The organism is Stutzerimonas stutzeri, assembly GCF_000219605.1.
GTDB classification, from domain to species: Bacteria; Pseudomonadota; Gammaproteobacteria; order Pseudomonadales; family Pseudomonadaceae; genus Stutzerimonas; species Stutzerimonas stutzeri.
Genome location: NC_015740.1, coordinates 3,619,474 through 3,635,407 on the forward strand (window position 1 = coordinate 3,619,474; position 15,934 = coordinate 3,635,407).

11 protein-coding genes and 1 other RNA gene are annotated in these 15,934 nt (G+C 62.2%); 11 read left to right on the plus strand and 1 reads right to left on the minus strand.

Going from position 1 to position 15,934, the window contains the following annotated elements; genetic code table 11:
- Positions 1-161 precede the first annotated feature (161 nt).
- The 9 genes from PSTAB_RS16790 (at position 162) to PSTAB_RS16825 (ending at position 12,884) form a co-directional block, all read left to right on the plus strand.
- Positions 162-1,856 carry an L-lactate permease gene (locus PSTAB_RS16790; protein WP_013983888.1) on the plus strand — a complete coding sequence of 565 codons (1,695 nt, stop codon included), beginning with the start codon at positions 162-164 and terminating at the stop codon, positions 1,854-1,856.
- Between the two features lie 254 nt (positions 1,857-2,110).
- Entirely contained in the window at positions 2,111-2,932 is an 822-nt protein-coding gene (locus PSTAB_RS16795; protein WP_013983889.1) for a (Fe-S)-binding protein, read from the plus strand.
- On the plus strand, positions 2,929-4,389 hold the full coding sequence (locus tag PSTAB_RS16800; RefSeq protein WP_011914398.1) for a LutB/LldF family L-lactate oxidation iron-sulfur protein: 1,461 nt from the start codon (positions 2,929-2,931) through the stop codon (positions 4,387-4,389). Before PSTAB_RS16795 ends, PSTAB_RS16800 begins: the two co-directional genes overlap by 4 nt.
- The gene (locus tag PSTAB_RS16805; protein ID WP_013983890.1) at positions 4,386-5,057 is read left to right on the plus strand and encodes a LutC/YkgG family protein; all 672 of its coding nucleotides are present in this window, start codon (positions 4,386-4,388) and stop codon (positions 5,055-5,057) included. The genes PSTAB_RS16800 and PSTAB_RS16805 overlap by 4 nt, the downstream gene beginning before the upstream one ends.
- Positions 5,054-7,906, plus strand: coding sequence for an FAD-binding and (Fe-S)-binding domain-containing protein (locus PSTAB_RS16810; RefSeq protein WP_013983891.1), 2,853 nt, complete (start codon positions 5,054-5,056; stop codon positions 7,904-7,906). Before PSTAB_RS16805 ends, PSTAB_RS16810 begins: the two co-directional genes overlap by 4 nt.
- A 181-nt stretch (positions 7,907-8,087) precedes the next feature.
- Complete coding sequence (locus tag PSTAB_RS16815) at positions 8,088-8,393, plus strand: hypothetical protein (protein ID WP_013983892.1); 306 nt, start codon at positions 8,088-8,090, stop codon at positions 8,391-8,393.
- Between the two features lie 131 nt (positions 8,394-8,524).
- Positions 8,525-8,903: a transfer-messenger RNA gene (gene ssrA / locus PSTAB_RS20985) on the plus strand.
- A 99-nt stretch (positions 8,904-9,002) separates the two neighbouring features.
- Positions 9,003-11,456 carry a site-specific integrase gene (locus PSTAB_RS16820; RefSeq protein ID WP_013983893.1) on the plus strand — a complete coding sequence of 818 codons (2,454 nt, stop codon included), beginning with the start codon at positions 9,003-9,005 and terminating at the stop codon, positions 11,454-11,456.
- 156 nt (positions 11,457-11,612) lie between these two features.
- Entirely contained in the window at positions 11,613-12,884 is a 1,272-nt protein-coding gene (locus PSTAB_RS16825; RefSeq protein WP_041771841.1) for a tyrosine-type recombinase/integrase, read from the plus strand.
- A gap of 57 nt (positions 12,885-12,941) precedes the next feature.
- Here PSTAB_RS16825 and PSTAB_RS22060 read toward each other — a convergent pair whose 3' ends face one another.
- On the minus strand, positions 12,942-13,067 hold the full coding sequence (locus PSTAB_RS22060; protein WP_013983895.1) for a hypothetical protein: 126 nt from the start codon (positions 13,065-13,067) through the stop codon (positions 12,942-12,944).
- Between the two features lie 186 nt (positions 13,068-13,253).
- Here PSTAB_RS22060 and istA point away from each other — a divergent pair, with 186 nt between their 5' ends.
- Positions 13,254-14,768, plus strand: coding sequence for an IS21 family transposase (gene istA, locus PSTAB_RS16830; protein WP_013981288.1), 1,515 nt, complete (start codon positions 13,254-13,256; stop codon positions 14,766-14,768).
- A gap of 17 nt (positions 14,769-14,785) precedes the next feature.
- A complete protein-coding gene (gene istB / locus PSTAB_RS16835) occupies positions 14,786-15,541 on the plus strand; it encodes an IS21-like element helper ATPase IstB (RefSeq protein WP_013981287.1) in 756 nt (251 codons plus the stop codon).
- Positions 15,542-15,934: the final 393 nt, after the last annotated feature.

Sequence of the window (15,934 nt, forward strand, 5' to 3'; positions counted from 1 at the left end):
CAGACGCAGCTCTTACGCTGGCCATTCGCTTCTGTTAATTGGTCTTACCACTTTACAGAAGCAACTAACAATAAGAGGACTCAGCATGAGATCTGTGCACAACAACTATTCCACGGTCCGCTCAGGGCCCCATCTGAATCGAACCGTAGGGGACGCCTGACATGTCCAACGGACTGCTCGCACTTTTCGCTTTCACTCCCATTCTGCTCGCGGCCGTGATGCTGATCGGCCTGCGCTGGCCCGCCAGCCGCGCCATGCCGCTGGTCTACCTGTTCACCGCGGCCATCGGCCTGTTCGTCTGGGACATGAGCTTCAACCGGATCATCGCATCCACGCTGCAGGGCCTGGTGATCACGCTCGGTCTGTTGTGGATCATCTTCGGCGCGATCCTGCTGCTGAACACGCTGAAGCACTCCGGCGGCATCACCGCCATCCGCGCCGGCTTCACCACCATCAGCCCCGACCGCCGCATCCAGGCCATCATCATCGCCTGGCTGTTCGGTTGCTTCATCGAAGGTGCCTCCGGTTTCGGCACCCCGGCGGCAATCGCTGCACCGCTGCTGGTCGCGGTCGGCTTTCCGGCAATGGCCGCGGTGCTGCTCGGCATGCTGGTACAGAGTACCCCGGTTTCCTTCGGCGCCGTCGGCACCCCGATCGTGGTGGGCATCAACAGCGGCCTGGACACCGCCACCATCGGCGCGCAACTGACCGCCCAGGGCTCCAGCTGGAGCATCTTCCTGCAGCAGATCACCAGCAGCGTAGCGATCACCCATGCCATCGTCGGCACCGTCATGCCGCTGGTCATGGTGCTGATGCTGACGCGCTTCTTCGGCAAGGAGAAAAGCTGGAAAGCCGGCTTCGAAGTGCTGCCGTTCGCGATCTTCGCCGGTCTGGCCTTCACCCTGCCCTATGCCGCCACCGGCATCTTCCTCGGCCCGGAATTCCCGTCGCTGCTCGGCGGCCTGGTAGGCCTGGCGATCGTCACCACCGCGGCACGCTTCAAGTTCCTGACGCCGAAGACCACCTGGGACTTCGCCGACGCCAAGGAATGGCCGGCCGAATGGCTGGGCACCATCGAGATGAAGCTGGACGACATCGCCGCTCGCCCGATGAGCGCATTCCGTGCCTGGCTGCCCTACGTACTGGTCGGCGCGCTGCTGGTGATCAGCCGCGTGTTCCCGCAGGTGGGCGCCGCGCTGAAATCGGTCTCCGTTGCCTTCGCCAACATCCTCGGCGAGGCCGGCATCAACGCGGGCATCGAGCCGCTGTACCTGCCCGGCGGCATTCTCGTCGCGGTGGTGCTGATCACCTTCTTCCTGCACGGCATGCGTGCCGCCGAACTCAAGGCAGCGGTAAAGGAGTCCAGCAGCGTACTGCTGAGCGCCGGATTCGTTCTGCTGTTCACCGTGCCGATGGTGCGCATCCTGATCAACTCCGGCGTCAACGGCGCCGAACTGGCCAGCATGCCGATCGTCATGGCGCGTTATGTCGCGGACAGCGTAGGCGGTATCTACCCGCTGCTGGCGCCATCGGTCGGCGCACTGGGCGCCTTCCTGGCCGGCTCCAACACCGTCAGCAACATGATGTTCAGCCAGTTCCAGTTCGGTGTCGCACAGTCCCTGGGGATTTCCGGCGCGATGGTCGTCGCCACCCAGGCGGTCGGTGCCGCGGCGGGCAACATGGTCGCGATCCACAACGTGGTCGCCGCCTCCGCCACCGTCGGCCTGCTCGGCCGCGAAGGCTCCACGTTGCGCAAGACCGTATGGCCTACGCTGTACTATGTGCTCTTCACCGGGGTGATCGGCCTGATCGCCATCTACGTGCTGGGCGTCACCGACCCGCTGGTCGGGGTGTAAACGACAGAAACAGACCGTGCCCCCGCTGGGGGCACGGTTGCATTCCAGAAACCGCACTTGACAGTGCTATTGGAAAACGCAGGCGGGGCAGGCAAGACGAGGCAAACGCAGCCAAAGAAAAAGGACTGGGCTCGCATGGGAGTTTAGATTTCCTGAATGAGCGTTCTGAGGCTGCTTTAACGACGTATTGCCAACGCAGTTAGTTTTTCAAAAGCCTGTTTGCGGATAACCGGGCTGACCCGGAGACCAAGCCGATGAGCGAACTCTTCTACAATGCCGCGCCGAACGCCACCCGCGTCGCGCCGCCGCTGCCCAAGCCACGCGAGTATCCAGCCAAGCCGAGCCAGGTCTACCTGTTCGGTACCTGCGTGGTGGATCTGTTCTATCCCGAGGCTGGCCTGGATGCCATCCGCCTGCTCGAGCGCGAAGGACTGACCGTGCACTATCCGCAGGGCCAGACCTGCTGCGGTCAACCGGCCTACACCACCGGCTATACCGACGAGGCGCGCAAGGTCGCCCGCGCGCAGCTGGAGCTGTTCGCCAACGACTGGCCGGTGGTGGTGCCCTCCGGCTCCTGCGCCGGGATGCTGCGCCACCATTACCTTGAGCTGTTCAAGGACGAGCCGGCCACGCTGAAGCAGGCCCAGGCGCTGGCCGAGCGCACCTTCGAGCTGGCCGAGTTCCTGCTCAACGTCTGCAAGGTCGAGTTCAAGGATGCCGGCACACCGACCAAAGTAGCCCTGCATACGTCCTGCTCGGCCCGCCGCGAGATGAACACGCACCTGCACGGCCGCGCCCTGCTCGCCCAGCTGGGCCAGGTCGAGCGTGTCGAGCACGATCACGAGAGCGAATGCTGCGGGTTCGGTGGCACCTTCAGCGTGCGCATGCCCGACATCTCCGGCGCCATGGTGCTGGACAAGACCCGTGCGCTGAAGGAATCCGGCGCGCATCAGGTGGTCAGCGCCGACTGTGGCTGCCTGATGAACATCAACGGCTCCCTGGAAAAGCAGCGCGAATCCCTGCGCGGCCAGCATTTGGCGAGCTTCCTCTGGCAACGCACCGGAGGTGCCCGATGAACGCCGAACAGCGCATCCCAGCGATCCAGATCGAGAACGCCGGCGACCCGGACTTCCGCGCCCGCGCCCGCAAGTCCCTGAAGGACGACCAGCTGCGACGCAACTTCCGCACCGCCATGGATTCGCTGATGACCAAGCGCGCCGCGGCCTTCAGCGATGCCGACGAGCGCGAGCGGCTGCGCGAGATGGGCAACCATATCCGCGCCCGCGCCTTGTCCAAGCTGCCCGAACTGCTCGAGCGACTGGAAGCCAACCTGACCCGCAACGGTGTGAAAGTGCACTGGGCGGAGACGGTCGAGGAGGCCAACAACATCGTCCTCGCGATCGCCCAGGCACGACAGGCGAAACAGGTGATCAAGGGCAAATCGATGGTCAGCGAAGAAATGGAGATGAACCATTTCCTCGAAGGCCACGGGATCGAGAGCCTGGAATCGGACATGGGCGAGTACATCGTCCAGCTCGACCACGAAAAGCCGTCCCACATCATCATGCCGGCCATTCACAAGAATGCCGGCCAGGTCGCCTCGCTGTTCCATGACAAGCTCGGCGTGGAATACACCAAGGATGTCGACCAGCTCATCCAGATCGGCCGCCGCACGCTGCGGCAGAAATTCTTCGAGGCCGATATCGGCGTCTCCGGTGTGAACTTCGCGGTAGCCGAAACCGGCACCCTGCTGCTGGTGGAAAACGAAGGCAACGGCCGCATGAGCACCACCGTGCCACCGGTGCACATCGCCGTCACCGGTATCGAGAAGGTGGTGGAGAATCTGCGCGACGTGGTCCCGCTGCTCTCCTTGCTGACCCGCTCCGCGCTGGGCCAGCCCATCACTACCTACGTCAACATGATCTCCGGCCCCCGCAAGGCGCATGAGCTGGACGGTCCGCAGGAAGTGCACCTGATCCTGCTGGACAACGGCCGCAGCCAGGCCTTCGCCGACAGCGAGCTGCGCCAGACGCTCAACTGCATCCGTTGCGGCGCCTGCATGAACCACTGCCCGGTGTACACCCGCGTCGGCGGCCACACCTACGGCGAGGTCTATCCCGGGCCGATCGGCAAGATCATCACTCCGCACATGGTCGGTCTGGACAAGGTGCCGGACCACCCTAGCGCCTCGTCGCTGTGTGGCGCCTGCGGCGAAGTCTGCCCGGTGAAGATTCCGATTCCGACCATCCTGCGGCGCCTGCGCGAGGAGAACGTCAAGGCACCGGACGACCCGCACAAGGTCATGCGCGGCCAGGGCAGCAAGTACTCTCGCAAGGAGCGGCTGATCTGGGCCGGCTGGCGCCTGCTCAACACCAGCCCGACGCTGTACCGCGTATTCGGCTTCTTCGCCACACGCCTGCGCGGCCTGACGCCATCGAACATCGGCCCCTGGACGCAGAACCACAGCGCACCGAAACCTGCCGCCCGCTCGCTGCACGAGCTGGCTCGCGAGCACCTGGAGGGCAAGCGATGAGCGCCAAGGCCAATATCCTCGCCAAGCTGAAGAAAAGCCTGGAAGGCACCACGCCGGTGGTCGATGACTACGACGCGTCGCTGGTCACCCAGCCCTGGAGCTACGCGCCGGAACAGCGTATCGCTCGTCTGCGTCAGCTGATGGAAGCGGTGCACACCGAAATCCACCTGACCACCGACGCCGGTTGGCCCGCCCTGCTCGAGCAGCTGCTGCACGACCGTCAGCTGCCGAGCCTGCTGATCGCCCCGACCACGCCGTACGGCCAGCGCTTCACCGCGCATTGCGCCGGCCGTGAAGGCCTGCCGGCGCTGAAGGCCTACGATCGCCCGGTCGAGGAGTGGAAGGAAGAGCTGTTCAACGACACCCCGGCGAGCCTCACCGGCACCCTCGGCGCCATCGCCTCCACCGGCAGTCTGATCATGTGGCCCACCCGCGAGGAGCCGCGCCTGATGAGCCTGGTGCCGCCGGTGCATTTCGCCATCCTCAAGGCCAGCGAAATTCACGACAACTTCTACGAAATCCAGCAGAAGTTCCAGTGGGCCGCCGGCATGCCGACCAATGCGCTGCTGGTTTCCGGCCCATCGAAGACCGCCGACATCGAGCAGGTGCTGGCCTACGGCGCCCACGGCCCGAAGGATCTGGTGGTACTGATCCTGGAGGACGCATGAACGCCGCCGCCCGGCTCGAACGCGCGCCGTTGCCGGCGGCGTTTCTCGCGGCGGTCGAACGGCTGATCCCCGCCGAGCGCCGCTTCGATGATCCGCTTTCGACCCTGGCGTTCGGCACCGATGCGAGCTTCTACCGGCTGATCCCCAAGCTGGTGGTGCGCGTCGAATCCGAAGCCGAAGTGGTCGCGCTGCTCAAACTGGCCCACGCCGAGCATGTGCCCGTCACCTTCCGCGCCGCCGGCACCAGCCTGTCCGGCCAAGCGATTTCCGACTCGGTGCTGATCGTGCTCGGCGACAACTGGAACGGCCGCGAGATTCGCAACGGCGGCGAGCAGATCCGCCTGCAGCCAGGCGTCATCGGCGCCAACGCCAACGCCGTGCTGGCACCTTTTCAGCGCAAGATCGGCCCTGATCCGGCCTCGATCAATGCCGCGAAGATCGGCGGCATCGTCGCCAACAATTCCAGCGGCATGTGCTGCGGTACGGCGCAGAACACCTACAAGACCCTCGCCGGGCTGCGCGTGGTACTGGCCGATGGCACCGTGGTCGACAGCGAGGATGCCGCCAGCGTTGCCGCGTTTCGCCAGAGCCACGCCGCCCTGCTCGAGCAGCTGGCCGAGCTGGGCCGCGAAACCCGCGCCAATACCGAACTGGCCGCGAAGATCCGCCACAAGTACCGGCTGAAGAACACCACCGGCTTTTCGCTCAATGCGCTGGTCGACTACGACGAGCCGCTGGACATCCTCAACCACCTGATGGTCGGTTCCGAAGGCACGCTGGGCTTCATCAGCGCAGTGACCTACGACACCGTGCCGGACCATCCGCACAAGGCCAGCGCGCTGGTCGTGTTCCCCGACGTGGAAACCTGCTGCCTCGCCGTGCCGGTGCTCAAGCAGCAACCGGTGTCCGCGGTGGAGCTGCTCGACCGCCGCAGCCTGCGCTCGGTCGAGCACAAGGCCGGGATGCCCGAGTGGGTGAAGGAACTGTCGCCGACCGCCTGCGCGCTCTTGATCGAATCGCGCGCCGCCAGTCAGTCGCTGCTGCACGAGCAGATCAATCTGATCATGACCTCCATCGCGCACTTCCCGGTGGAGAAACAGGTCGACTTCAGCGAAGACCCGGTGGTCTACAACCAGCTGTGGAAGATCCGCAAGGACACCTTCCCAGCGGTCGGCGCCGTGCGCCAGACCGGCACCACGGTGATCATCGAGGACGTGACCTTCCCCGTCGAGCGCCTGGCCGAGGGCGTCAACCGGCTGATCGAATTGCTCGACAAGCACCGCTACGACGAGGCGATCCTCTTCGGCCACGCGCTGGAGGGCAACCTGCACTTCGTCTTCACCCAGGGCTTCGATGATCCGGCGCAGGTCGCCCGTTACGAGGCCTTCATGGGCGAAGTGGCGCAGCTGGTGGCTGTCGAGTTCGGCGGCGCGCTCAAGGCCGAGCACGGCACCGGGCGCAACATGGCGCCCTTCGTCGAGCTGGAATGGGGCAGCGAGGCCTACGCGCTGATGTGGAAAATCAAGCGCCTGCTCGACCCCACCGGCATCCTCAATCCGGACGTGGTGCTCTCCGAAGACCCGGACATCCACCTGAAGAACCTCAAGCCGATGCCCGCCGCCGACGAGATCGTCGACAAGTGCATCGAGTGCGGCTTCTGCGAGCCGGTCTGCCCATCCAACGGGCTGACCCTGACGCCGCGCCAGCGTATCGTCATCTGGCGCGACATCCAGGCGCGCAAGCGCGCCGGTGTCGACACCACGGAAATCGAGCGGCTCTACCACTACCACGGCGTGGAAACCTGCGCCGCCACCGGCCTCTGTGCCCAGCGCTGCCCGGTCGGCATCAACACCGGCGACCTGGTGCGCAAGCTGCGCGGACGTGAAGCGAGCAAAACCGGCGCCGCCAACTGGCTGGCCGATCATTTCTCCACGGCCGTGCAGGGCACCCGTTTCATGCTGCATGCCGCCAATGGCGCGCACATCATTCTTGGCACCAAGCGCCTGGCCAAGCTGTCTGCGACCATGACCAACGCCAGCAAGGGCCGCGTGCCGCAGTGGACCCCTGCGACACCGCAGCCGCTGCAACGCCTGCATCTGCCCAAACCAGCCGTGCAGGACGAGCGTCCGCGCGTGGTCTATCTGGCCGCCTGCGTTTCCCGCGCCATGGGCCCGGCGGCGCGTGATCAGGAACAGGAGCCGCTGCTCGACAAGACCCGCAGCCTGCTGGAAAAGGCCGGCTACCAGGTGATCTTCCCCGAACAGTTGAACGACCTGTGCTGCGGCCAGCCGTTCGCTTCCAAGGGCTATGCCGAACAGGGCGAACGCAAGCGCCAGGAGATGCTCGATGCGCTGCTCAAGGCCAGTCGCGGCGGGCTCGACCCGATCTACTGCGACACCAGCCCCTGCACGCTGCGCCTGGTCCAGGGCCTGACCGATCAGCGCCTCGACATGTACGACCCGGTGCGCTTCATCCGCACGCATCTGCTCGACAAACTGGACTTCGTCCCGCAGGACAAGCCGATCGCCGTGCACGTCACCTGCAGCACCCAGCATCTTGGGGAAGCACAGGCACTGATCGATATCGCCCGCCGCTGCGCAAACGAGGTGGTCATTCCGGAAGGCATCCACTGCTGCGGCTTCGCTGGCGACAAGGGCTTCACCACGCCGGAACTGAACGAGCACGCACTGCGCAGCCTGAAGAACGCCGTGCAGATCTGCGAGGAAGGCATCTCCACCAGCCGCACCTGCGAGATCGGCCTGTCACGTCATGGCGAGATCGACTATCACGGCCTGGTCTATCTGGTTGACCGTGTAACGCGTCGTAAAACTGCCGACCAACCGCTCTAGCACCAGCGTTACGGCCCCGCTCAGCGGAGCGGGGCCGTTTCGTTTGTGTCGCTTCGATGAACGCTCTTGCGCAATCGCAGTCGGATTTTTAGAGCCCCTGACGGGTTCGATTCGACTCGGCGCCGCCGTTTCAGCAGTTCTCAGGCAGGCCCGGGAAGTCCACAAGACTGGAGGACCCACAATGAAAGTTCATGCACTGCTCGCATCCGCGGTACTGCTAGCCAGCCCCGCCGTCTTCGCACAACAGGATCTGTGCCAGACCAACCTGCAGGAAATCGACGACAACATGGCCACCAACACCGCGACCCTGGGTGAGCCGGCCAAGAGCAAAGTCGAGGAGTATGTCCAACAGGCCCGCCAGGCACAGCAGTCCGGCGACACCGAAGCCTGCATCGCCCATTCCACCAAGGCCCTGCAAGAACTCAAGGGCCCAGGCAGCTCCGGCAGCGGCGGCACCGCCGGCTCCGGCTCGGGCGGCGGCAACTGAGCCAAGGCGGCGGGATCGTACCTGCGATCCTGCCGCTGCAGCTGATCATTTTCTAACCAGCATGATTAAAAAGTGATCGACACGCCGTAAAGATCTCCGTACACTTGTGCCCAGCACCACAAGCTGCACCAGGGGCCGATTAGGATTCGACGCCGGTAACGAAACTTGAGGGGCATGCCGAGTTGGTAACAGAACTCGTAAATAAACTGTTGCAAACCTATAGTTGCCAACGACGACAACTACGAAGGGTACGCGCTAGCCGCCTAACCTTCATCTGGTAGCTTCGGCTCCAGCGGTCACTAGGGGATGCCTGTAAACCCGAAATGACCGTCAGATAGAACAGGATCGCCGCCAAGTTCGCTGTAGACGTAACGGCTAAAACTCATACAGCTCGCTCCAAGCACCCTGCCAATCGGGCGGCGCGGAGTTAACTCAGTAGATCTGGCTAAGCATGTAGAACCAATAGCGGAGAGCTGGCGGACGGGGGTTCAAATCCCCCCGGCTCCACCAAATAAAGCCTGGAACCCGTCTAAAACGCGGGTTTCAGGCACGATTTGATGGCACTGGATTTCACACAGTCCAACTGTGAATCCAAATAGGTATGCCATCATGTCCAAGCGTCAAAGCAAAACCGGTGTTCAGCACCTGGTCTATCAAGCCAAAACTGGCTTCCAGTACTACTTCACCTTCCCGGGCTATATCGGCAATCACCCGCAGCTACCAGCACAAATCCGCTGGTCACTCGGCCATGATGAAGCGCTCGCACGCGATCTCGCCCAATATCTCAACCCGCGTTTCGAAGATCTGATGAGGCGCAGCAGCGCCGACACGATTGAGCTGGATCCTGAGGGCTTTCTGTCAAACCTGGCCATTGTTCACGCCGAAATCAGCCGTTTTACGGAGAGCCACCTGAAAATCTGGGCGCTCCGCCCTGCACCTGCCGTACTGGCTAACTCTGATCTGAGCGCCGGGCATGAGCGCCTGCTGAAAGAGTGCCAAGAGCACATCGTGCTCTATTGCAATGAACCAGGCGGGGAAATCCACTTCGCCTTGTATCCGAGCGAAGCCCTGCGCCAAGCCCTCAAATTCGGTTTCACCCGCTTTGACTGGCCGCTCGGCACTAACGACCCAGTCACCGCCAACGCGGCTGCCGCTTACATCTACAGCGCAATCACAGTGCTGGAAACCACCCCGATGGCTAAGAACATCTTCAAAACCGGGCATCCACTTATCACGATGCTGTCGTTCTACGAGTACCTGTGTTTTGCCCGCCCCGACCAGGGTCGCCATCTGCTGCATATTCCGCCGGGCCTTCCACGCTCCGCGCACAGCGTAATGTTTCACTTCAGCCGGATCTCGGGACAGCTCGACCGCCTAACCCTCTGCCAAAACTTTCAAATTCTTCAGGAAGAAAGCGGGCTCTATACGCTCCTTATTCCGCTGACCGGCGCGCGGCTCAATGGCGTGCCTTGCCACCCCGACAAACTGCGGGTCGAACTGCTGACTAGTTCACCGATCCTCGCGTCGATCCTGCTGCATTTCAGCCTCGGCCAGATCGACAAGATTCTGGTTAAAAGCTTCATCGAAGCCCCTTCAGCGGATGCCTACGAACGCGCCCTGCAAGAAATTCAGGACCTGATCCGGCGCATACTTGGCCCCATCCCACCTGCAGAGCCCATGTACACCCTCCCCGACATGAGCGCGGCAAACGACGCCGTCACAGCACCCCAGGACGCCGGCACGCTTGCACTGCTGAATGCTCTCGGCAGTGTTTTGTCACCCGCCCAAAACGCAAAGCTACAAGCCTTGTTTGAGGCACCCGCCTCCAACGACCTGCTGATCCAGCCACCACTCACTCATGAGAACTGCCGGCACTTCGGCGCTCTCATCCGGGAGTTCGAAGAGCGCCAGGTACGCGAAGGGGCATGGAAGAATCCGCGCACCCGCATCACCATGCATGCTCGCCTGGAAGGACTTGCAGAGCTAATCGGCGGTCATCGCCCACTCAGCACGCTGACCCGCGCGGACTTCAATGCTTTGCGCGATCAGTTGCGCAGCTACCCCAAAAATCGTCATCGCTTGCGCGCCACTCGCTATCAGCCCCTAAGTCAGATTATTCAGAGCGGCAAGTACGAGCCTTTGAATGCCAGGACAGCGAAGAAGTTTTTCGAGCTGGCACGCGCGCTCATCAGCTATGCGCACGACCAGGGGTATTTGAAAGAGAATCTGGCTGCCGGACTTTCATTCAGCACCAAAGGCGCAGCCGCGCCACGGAAGCGCACCTATACCCCCAGACAGATTGAGCAACTGCTCAATGGCCCGGTCTATACGCTCAAGTCGCCGCAGCGCTGGCGCCTGGATGACTACCGCTTCTGGCTACCCCTGCTCGGCCTCTACACTGGCGCTCGCCTGAGCGAGCTTTGCCAGCTTCGGCTCGGCGATATTCGTGAAGAGCTTGGCGTATGGGTAATCAGCATCAGCAGCTCCGGGGCGCGGCAGCTGAAAACTGTCGACTCGGAGCGCCTCGTGCCGCTACATAAGGTCATTCTTGAAGCCGGCTTCTTGGCGTTTCATCAGCAGCGCCTGGAGGCAAATGGCAGTGATCTGTCAGCGCCGCTTTTTGAAAATCTTCGCGTGTATGGCGACCTTTCGCCCGGGCACACAGCCAGTCGCTGGTACCGGGGCTCAGACAAAGATGACAAAGGCTATTTGGGACAATGCGGACTGGGCGATGACGAACTCACCTTTCATGGCCTGCGGCATACGTTCATTCAGCAGTTCCGTCGACAAAAGCTGGACATGCTGATCGGCAAAGCCTTGGTCGGCCACGCCGACCGCAGCACCACTGGCGGCTATGGCGATTGCTACCCGAGCTATGTGCTGAAAGAGGAGCTCGACAAGATCGACTTTGAGGCCTCGACTACGCACATCCACTACAGCCACTACAAGGCGCTGCAAGCCAAGCAAGGCGTCTTTCGCATCGGCCGCCCAGCTGGAGTCGACAAGGCCAAGGCCACCGGTTGGGCTGAAAAACGGCACTGGCAATCCCGCATCACCCGATAGCTGAGGCGGCGCGGGGAGATCGCCCTCCCCGCACTGAAAAAAATCTATTGACAACTTGTCAATGGAGGAAGATAATTATATTATTTTGCAATTTTCATATTTACTGGTTACATAGCCAGTGATATTGTGGTGCCTCAATTAACTAGTGAGGCACCTATGAATGCTGTAAACACTCCGCACCTATCCGCTCCAATCCTCCACGGCCTAACCCTGGTGGCCGCCCCCGGGCATGAAAAAAGCCTGGAGCTGGCACTACCGCACCTCTCCAGTATTGCCGACGCGATTTATCGCTTTCATCACTCCCCGCTCCTCAGCGAATTTTTGGATACAGTTCTGGCTCGTTTCCTTCGCGAAAACGACTACGCCCCCAAGACTGCCTACATGATCCAAGCCCGGATGGCCAAGCTGAAGTCAGTACTCACCGAGGACAACCCACAGCGCCGAGTGTCGGAGTTGGGCAGTGCTGACATTGATGCGATCCGGGATAAGCTCCCGCTGCTACTCAGAAAAGGCAGCACCTCAGGAAGCCAGGGAGAAAACCTGCAGGCCTACTATCAGCTGTTCAATCGCATGATTAACGAGGCACTGAAGGGAAAGCTGATCGCCGATGAAGAGCTCAAAGCCGAGGGCTGCCAGACCACCAAAGCAAAGGTCACCAAGTTCTTTTTGGATTCCAATCTGGTCAGCCTCTTCAATAGCTGGCCCTATCAGAACTACGCGCCAGGCACACCGGCAGCGCAAGTTCGCCAAGACGCACATAGCTACTGCTTTTGGCTGATGCCGCTTGGGCTCTTCACCGGTGGCAGACTCAACGAAATCTGCCAGCTACGTGTTAACGATGTGTTCCATGACGCCCATGGCGTGCCCCTAATCAGTATCAACGCCCATGGCTTCAACAAGTCGCTAAAGAATGCGCAGTCGGAGCGCGAGATCCCAATTTGCTCGAAGCTGATCGAAATGGGCTTTCTGGACTTCGTCGAGGAACGCCGTCAGTCCGAAGGACCTGATGCTTTGCTGTTTTCAGAGCTTCGCTTTGACGAAAAGCACCTATATTCACGTGCTGCGAGCCGCTTCTTCTGCGGCCCAGTCACAGGAGCCGGCTTCATCGGACAGCATTGCCCAGTTGCACTCAGTGGCGGCTTCACTTTTAAAAGCTTTCGTCGCACTTTCGCGGTACAGCTTCAGAAGTCCGGCGTGCCAGCAACCGTTATTGCAAACCTGCTGGGTCATAACAGCGATATGCTCGAAGTCACCCGCGAGCACTACCTCGATAAGCCGCAGTCCGTGTTTTTGCTGGATACCTTGGAGCGATCCCTGAGCTACAACCTGCCCCTAGGCGCCATAAACTGGCAGCATTTCAAGAATTTGATGAGCAGCCAGAAAGGACGTAGCAAGCGAGGCCGGAAAGCCAAGAAAACGCTGCACTAGCCCCTTCATTCATAGCAGAAGGGCACCATCATCAGCTGGAGATGATGCGATGAAGGATCAATAAAGGCCGCCGTCAGTGCGGCCTTTTTGCATTTTTAGAAAGCTTTCAGACATCAGCGATACTACCAGCCTGTCGCAGAACGCTGATGCGACCAGAATGCCGCCTGCGGATTCCACGGTCATCTGGCCACCCATTCCATGAGCATCTGACCACCGATTCCACGGTGATCCGGCCACCCATTCCACGCGTATCCGACCACTGATTCCACGGCCATCCGGCCACCCAACCGGGTAGGCAGCTACGCAGGATTTCTTCACTACCATCGACCTCTTTTTCGAAGCAGAGAGGTCGTCGTGGAGCGTTTATCCATGCGTAAGATTCGCGAAGTACTTCGTCTCAAGTTCGAGGTCGGGCTATCGGCTCGCCAGATTGCGGTCAGCGTGCAGATCGGTCGTGTCACCGTCGGCGATTACCTCAACCGCTTTGCCGCCAGCGGCCTCAGTTGGCCCTGTTCGTTGTCCGATTCCGAGCTGGAACAGCAGCTGTTCCCACCGGCGCCGGCAGTGCCCAGCGAGCAGCGGCCACTGCCTGATTGGTCTTGGGTGCATGCCGAGCTACGCCGGCCGGGCGTGACCTTGGCGCTGCTCTGGCAGGAGTATCGCCTGAGCCAGCCGAAAGGCTTTCAGTACAGCTGGTTCTGCGAGCACTACCGGGCCTGGCAGGGCAAGCTGGACGTGGTGATGCGCCAGGAGCACCGCGTCGGCGAGAAGTTGTTCGTCGACTACGCCGGGCAGACGGTGCCGGTGATCGACCGCCACAGCGGCGAGATCCGCCAGGCGCAGGTGTTCGTCGCGGTGCTCGGTGCGTCCAGCTACACCTTCGCCGAAGCCACCTGGTCGCAGCAGCTGCCGGACTGGCTGGGCTCGCATACCCGCTGCTTTGCCTTCCTCGGCGGCGTGCCGGAGATCGTGGTGCCGGACAACCTGCGCAGCGCGGTGAGTAAGAGCCATCGCTACGAGCCGGACATCAACCCGAGCTACCGCGATCTGGCCGAGCACTATGGCGTGGCGGTGGTGCCGGCGCGGGCGCGTAAACCGCGCGACAAGGCCAAGGCCGAGGTCGGCGTGCAGGTGGTCGAGCGCTGGATCCTCGCCGCGCTGAGGAATCGGCAGTTCTTCTCCCTGGATGAACTCAACAGCGCCATCGCCTTATTGCTGGAGCGGCTCAACCGACGACCGTTTCGCAAGCTGCCGGGCTCCCGGCAGTCGGCCTTCGAAGCTCTGGATCGTCCGGCGCTGCGCCCCCTGCCGGAGCAACCCTACGTCTACGCCGAGTGGAAGAAGGCGCGGGTGCACATCGACTACCACGTCGAGGTCGATGGGCACTACTACTCGGTGCCGTACCAACTGGTGAAGAAACAACTGGAAGTACGCCTGACAGCGCGCACGGTGGAGTGCTTCCACGCCAATCAGCGGGTGGCCAGTCACCTTCGCTCAATGCACAAGGGCAGGCACAGCACGCAGGCCGAGCACATGCCCAAGAGCCATCGCGAGCATGCCGAGTGGACGCCGCAGCGGCTGATCCGCTGGGCCGAGCAGACCGGGCCGAACACGGCCGGCGTGATCCGGCACATCCTCGAACGGCGCATCCATCCGCAGCAGGGCTACCGGGCCTGCCTGGGCATCCTGCGCCTGGGCAAGACCCATGGCGAAGTGCGCTTGGAGTTGGCCTGCCGTCGCGCCCTCAGCCTCGGCGCGTGCAGCTACAAGAGCCTCGAATCGATCCTGCGCCAGGGGCTGGAAAACCTGCCGTTGGCTCAAGCCAACCTGCCCCTGCTGCCGGACGACCACGCCAACCTGCGCGGCCCCGCCTACTACCACTGACCCCAAGGAATCCCACCATGCTGCCCCATCCGACCCTGGACAAGCTCCAGACCCTGCGCCTGACCGGCATGCTCAAGGCACTCGCCGAGCAACTGAAAACCCCCGACATCAACAGCCTGAGCTTCGAGGAACGCCTCGGCCTGTTGGTCGACCGCGAACTGACCGAACGCGACGACAAGCGCCTCAGCAGCCGCCTGCGCCAGGCCCGGCTCAAGCACAACGCCTGCCTCGAAGACATCGACTACCGCAGCCCGCGCGGGCTGGATAAGGCGCTGATCCTGCAACTGAGCGGCGGCCAGTGGCTACGCGACGGCCTCAACCTGATCATCGGCGGCCCCACCGGCGTGGGTAAAACCTGGCTGGCCTGCGCCCTGGCCCACCAGGCCTGCCGAGAGGGTTACAGCGTGCGTTACCTGCGCTTGCCACGCCTGCTGGAAGAGTTGGGCCTAGCCCACGGCGACGGGCGCTTCGCCAAGCTGATGAGCGGCTATGCCAAGACCGACCTGCTGATCCTTGATGACTGGGGTCTGGCCCCGTTCACCGTTGAACAGCGCCGTGACATGCTGGAGCTACTGGACGACCGCTACGGCCAGCGCTCGACCCTCGTGACCAGCCAAATGCCCGTGGACAACTGGCACGAACTGATCGGCGATCCGACCCTGGCCGATGCCATCCTCGACCGCCTGGTGCACAACGCTTATCGGATCAACCTCAAGGGCGAATCGATGCGCAAACAGACGAAGAAATTGACGACACCGGGCACCTCAGACTAACAATGCAACCCCTGCGTCGCTGCGCTCCGACTGCCCGGCCGGATGGCCGTGGAACAGGTGGCCAGATGGCCGTGGAATGCCTGGCCAGATGAGCGTGGACTGGGTGGCCGGATGGTGTGGAATCCGCACCGCCGGCACTGGGTCATCACATACGGCTACCACCTTGGTTTTTTTGACCGGTGGCATATCACCTCATGTACTGAGACCCAATCGTGTATTAGCGACACCGCAATGCGACACACTTGGGCTGTCGCACGCTCACGCTGCGATACGCGCCCCCTGTCGCATGAACTGACTACGACACACCCAGCATGTCGCACATGCTCATTGCGACACCCATACCGTGCCTCAAGCGGTACCGGCAATGTGGTTGCAGATTTGCGACACAACCTT

Excerpts from the sequence above, each read along its gene's own strand:
- PSTAB_RS16790 (WP_013983888.1), top strand. The coding sequence starts at position 162 with ATGTCCAACGGACTGCTCGCACTTTTCGCTTTCACTCCCATTCTGCTC.
- PSTAB_RS16795 (WP_013983889.1), top strand. The coding sequence starts at position 2,111 with ATGAGCGAACTCTTCTACAATGCCGCGCCGAACGCCACCCGCGTCGCG.
- PSTAB_RS16800 (WP_011914398.1), top strand. The coding sequence starts at position 2,929 with ATGAACGCCGAACAGCGCATCCCAGCGATCCAGATCGAGAACGCCGGC.
- PSTAB_RS16805 (WP_013983890.1), top strand. The coding sequence starts at position 4,386 with ATGAGCGCCAAGGCCAATATCCTCGCCAAGCTGAAGAAAAGCCTGGAA.
- PSTAB_RS16810 (WP_013983891.1), top strand. The coding sequence starts at position 5,054 with ATGAACGCCGCCGCCCGGCTCGAACGCGCGCCGTTGCCGGCGGCGTTT.
- PSTAB_RS16815 (WP_013983892.1), top strand. The coding sequence starts at position 8,088 with ATGAAAGTTCATGCACTGCTCGCATCCGCGGTACTGCTAGCCAGCCCC.
- PSTAB_RS16820 (WP_013983893.1), top strand. The coding sequence starts at position 9,003 with ATGTCCAAGCGTCAAAGCAAAACCGGTGTTCAGCACCTGGTCTATCAA.
- PSTAB_RS16825 (WP_041771841.1), top strand. The coding sequence starts at position 11,613 with ATGAATGCTGTAAACACTCCGCACCTATCCGCTCCAATCCTCCACGGC.
- PSTAB_RS22060 (WP_013983895.1), bottom strand. The coding sequence starts at position 13,067 with ATGACCGTGGAATCCGCAGGCGGCATTCTGGTCGCATCAGCGTTCTGC.
- istA (WP_013981288.1), top strand. The coding sequence starts at position 13,254 with ATGCGTAAGATTCGCGAAGTACTTCGTCTCAAGTTCGAGGTCGGGCTA.
- istB (WP_013981287.1), top strand. The coding sequence starts at position 14,786 with ATGCTGCCCCATCCGACCCTGGACAAGCTCCAGACCCTGCGCCTGACC.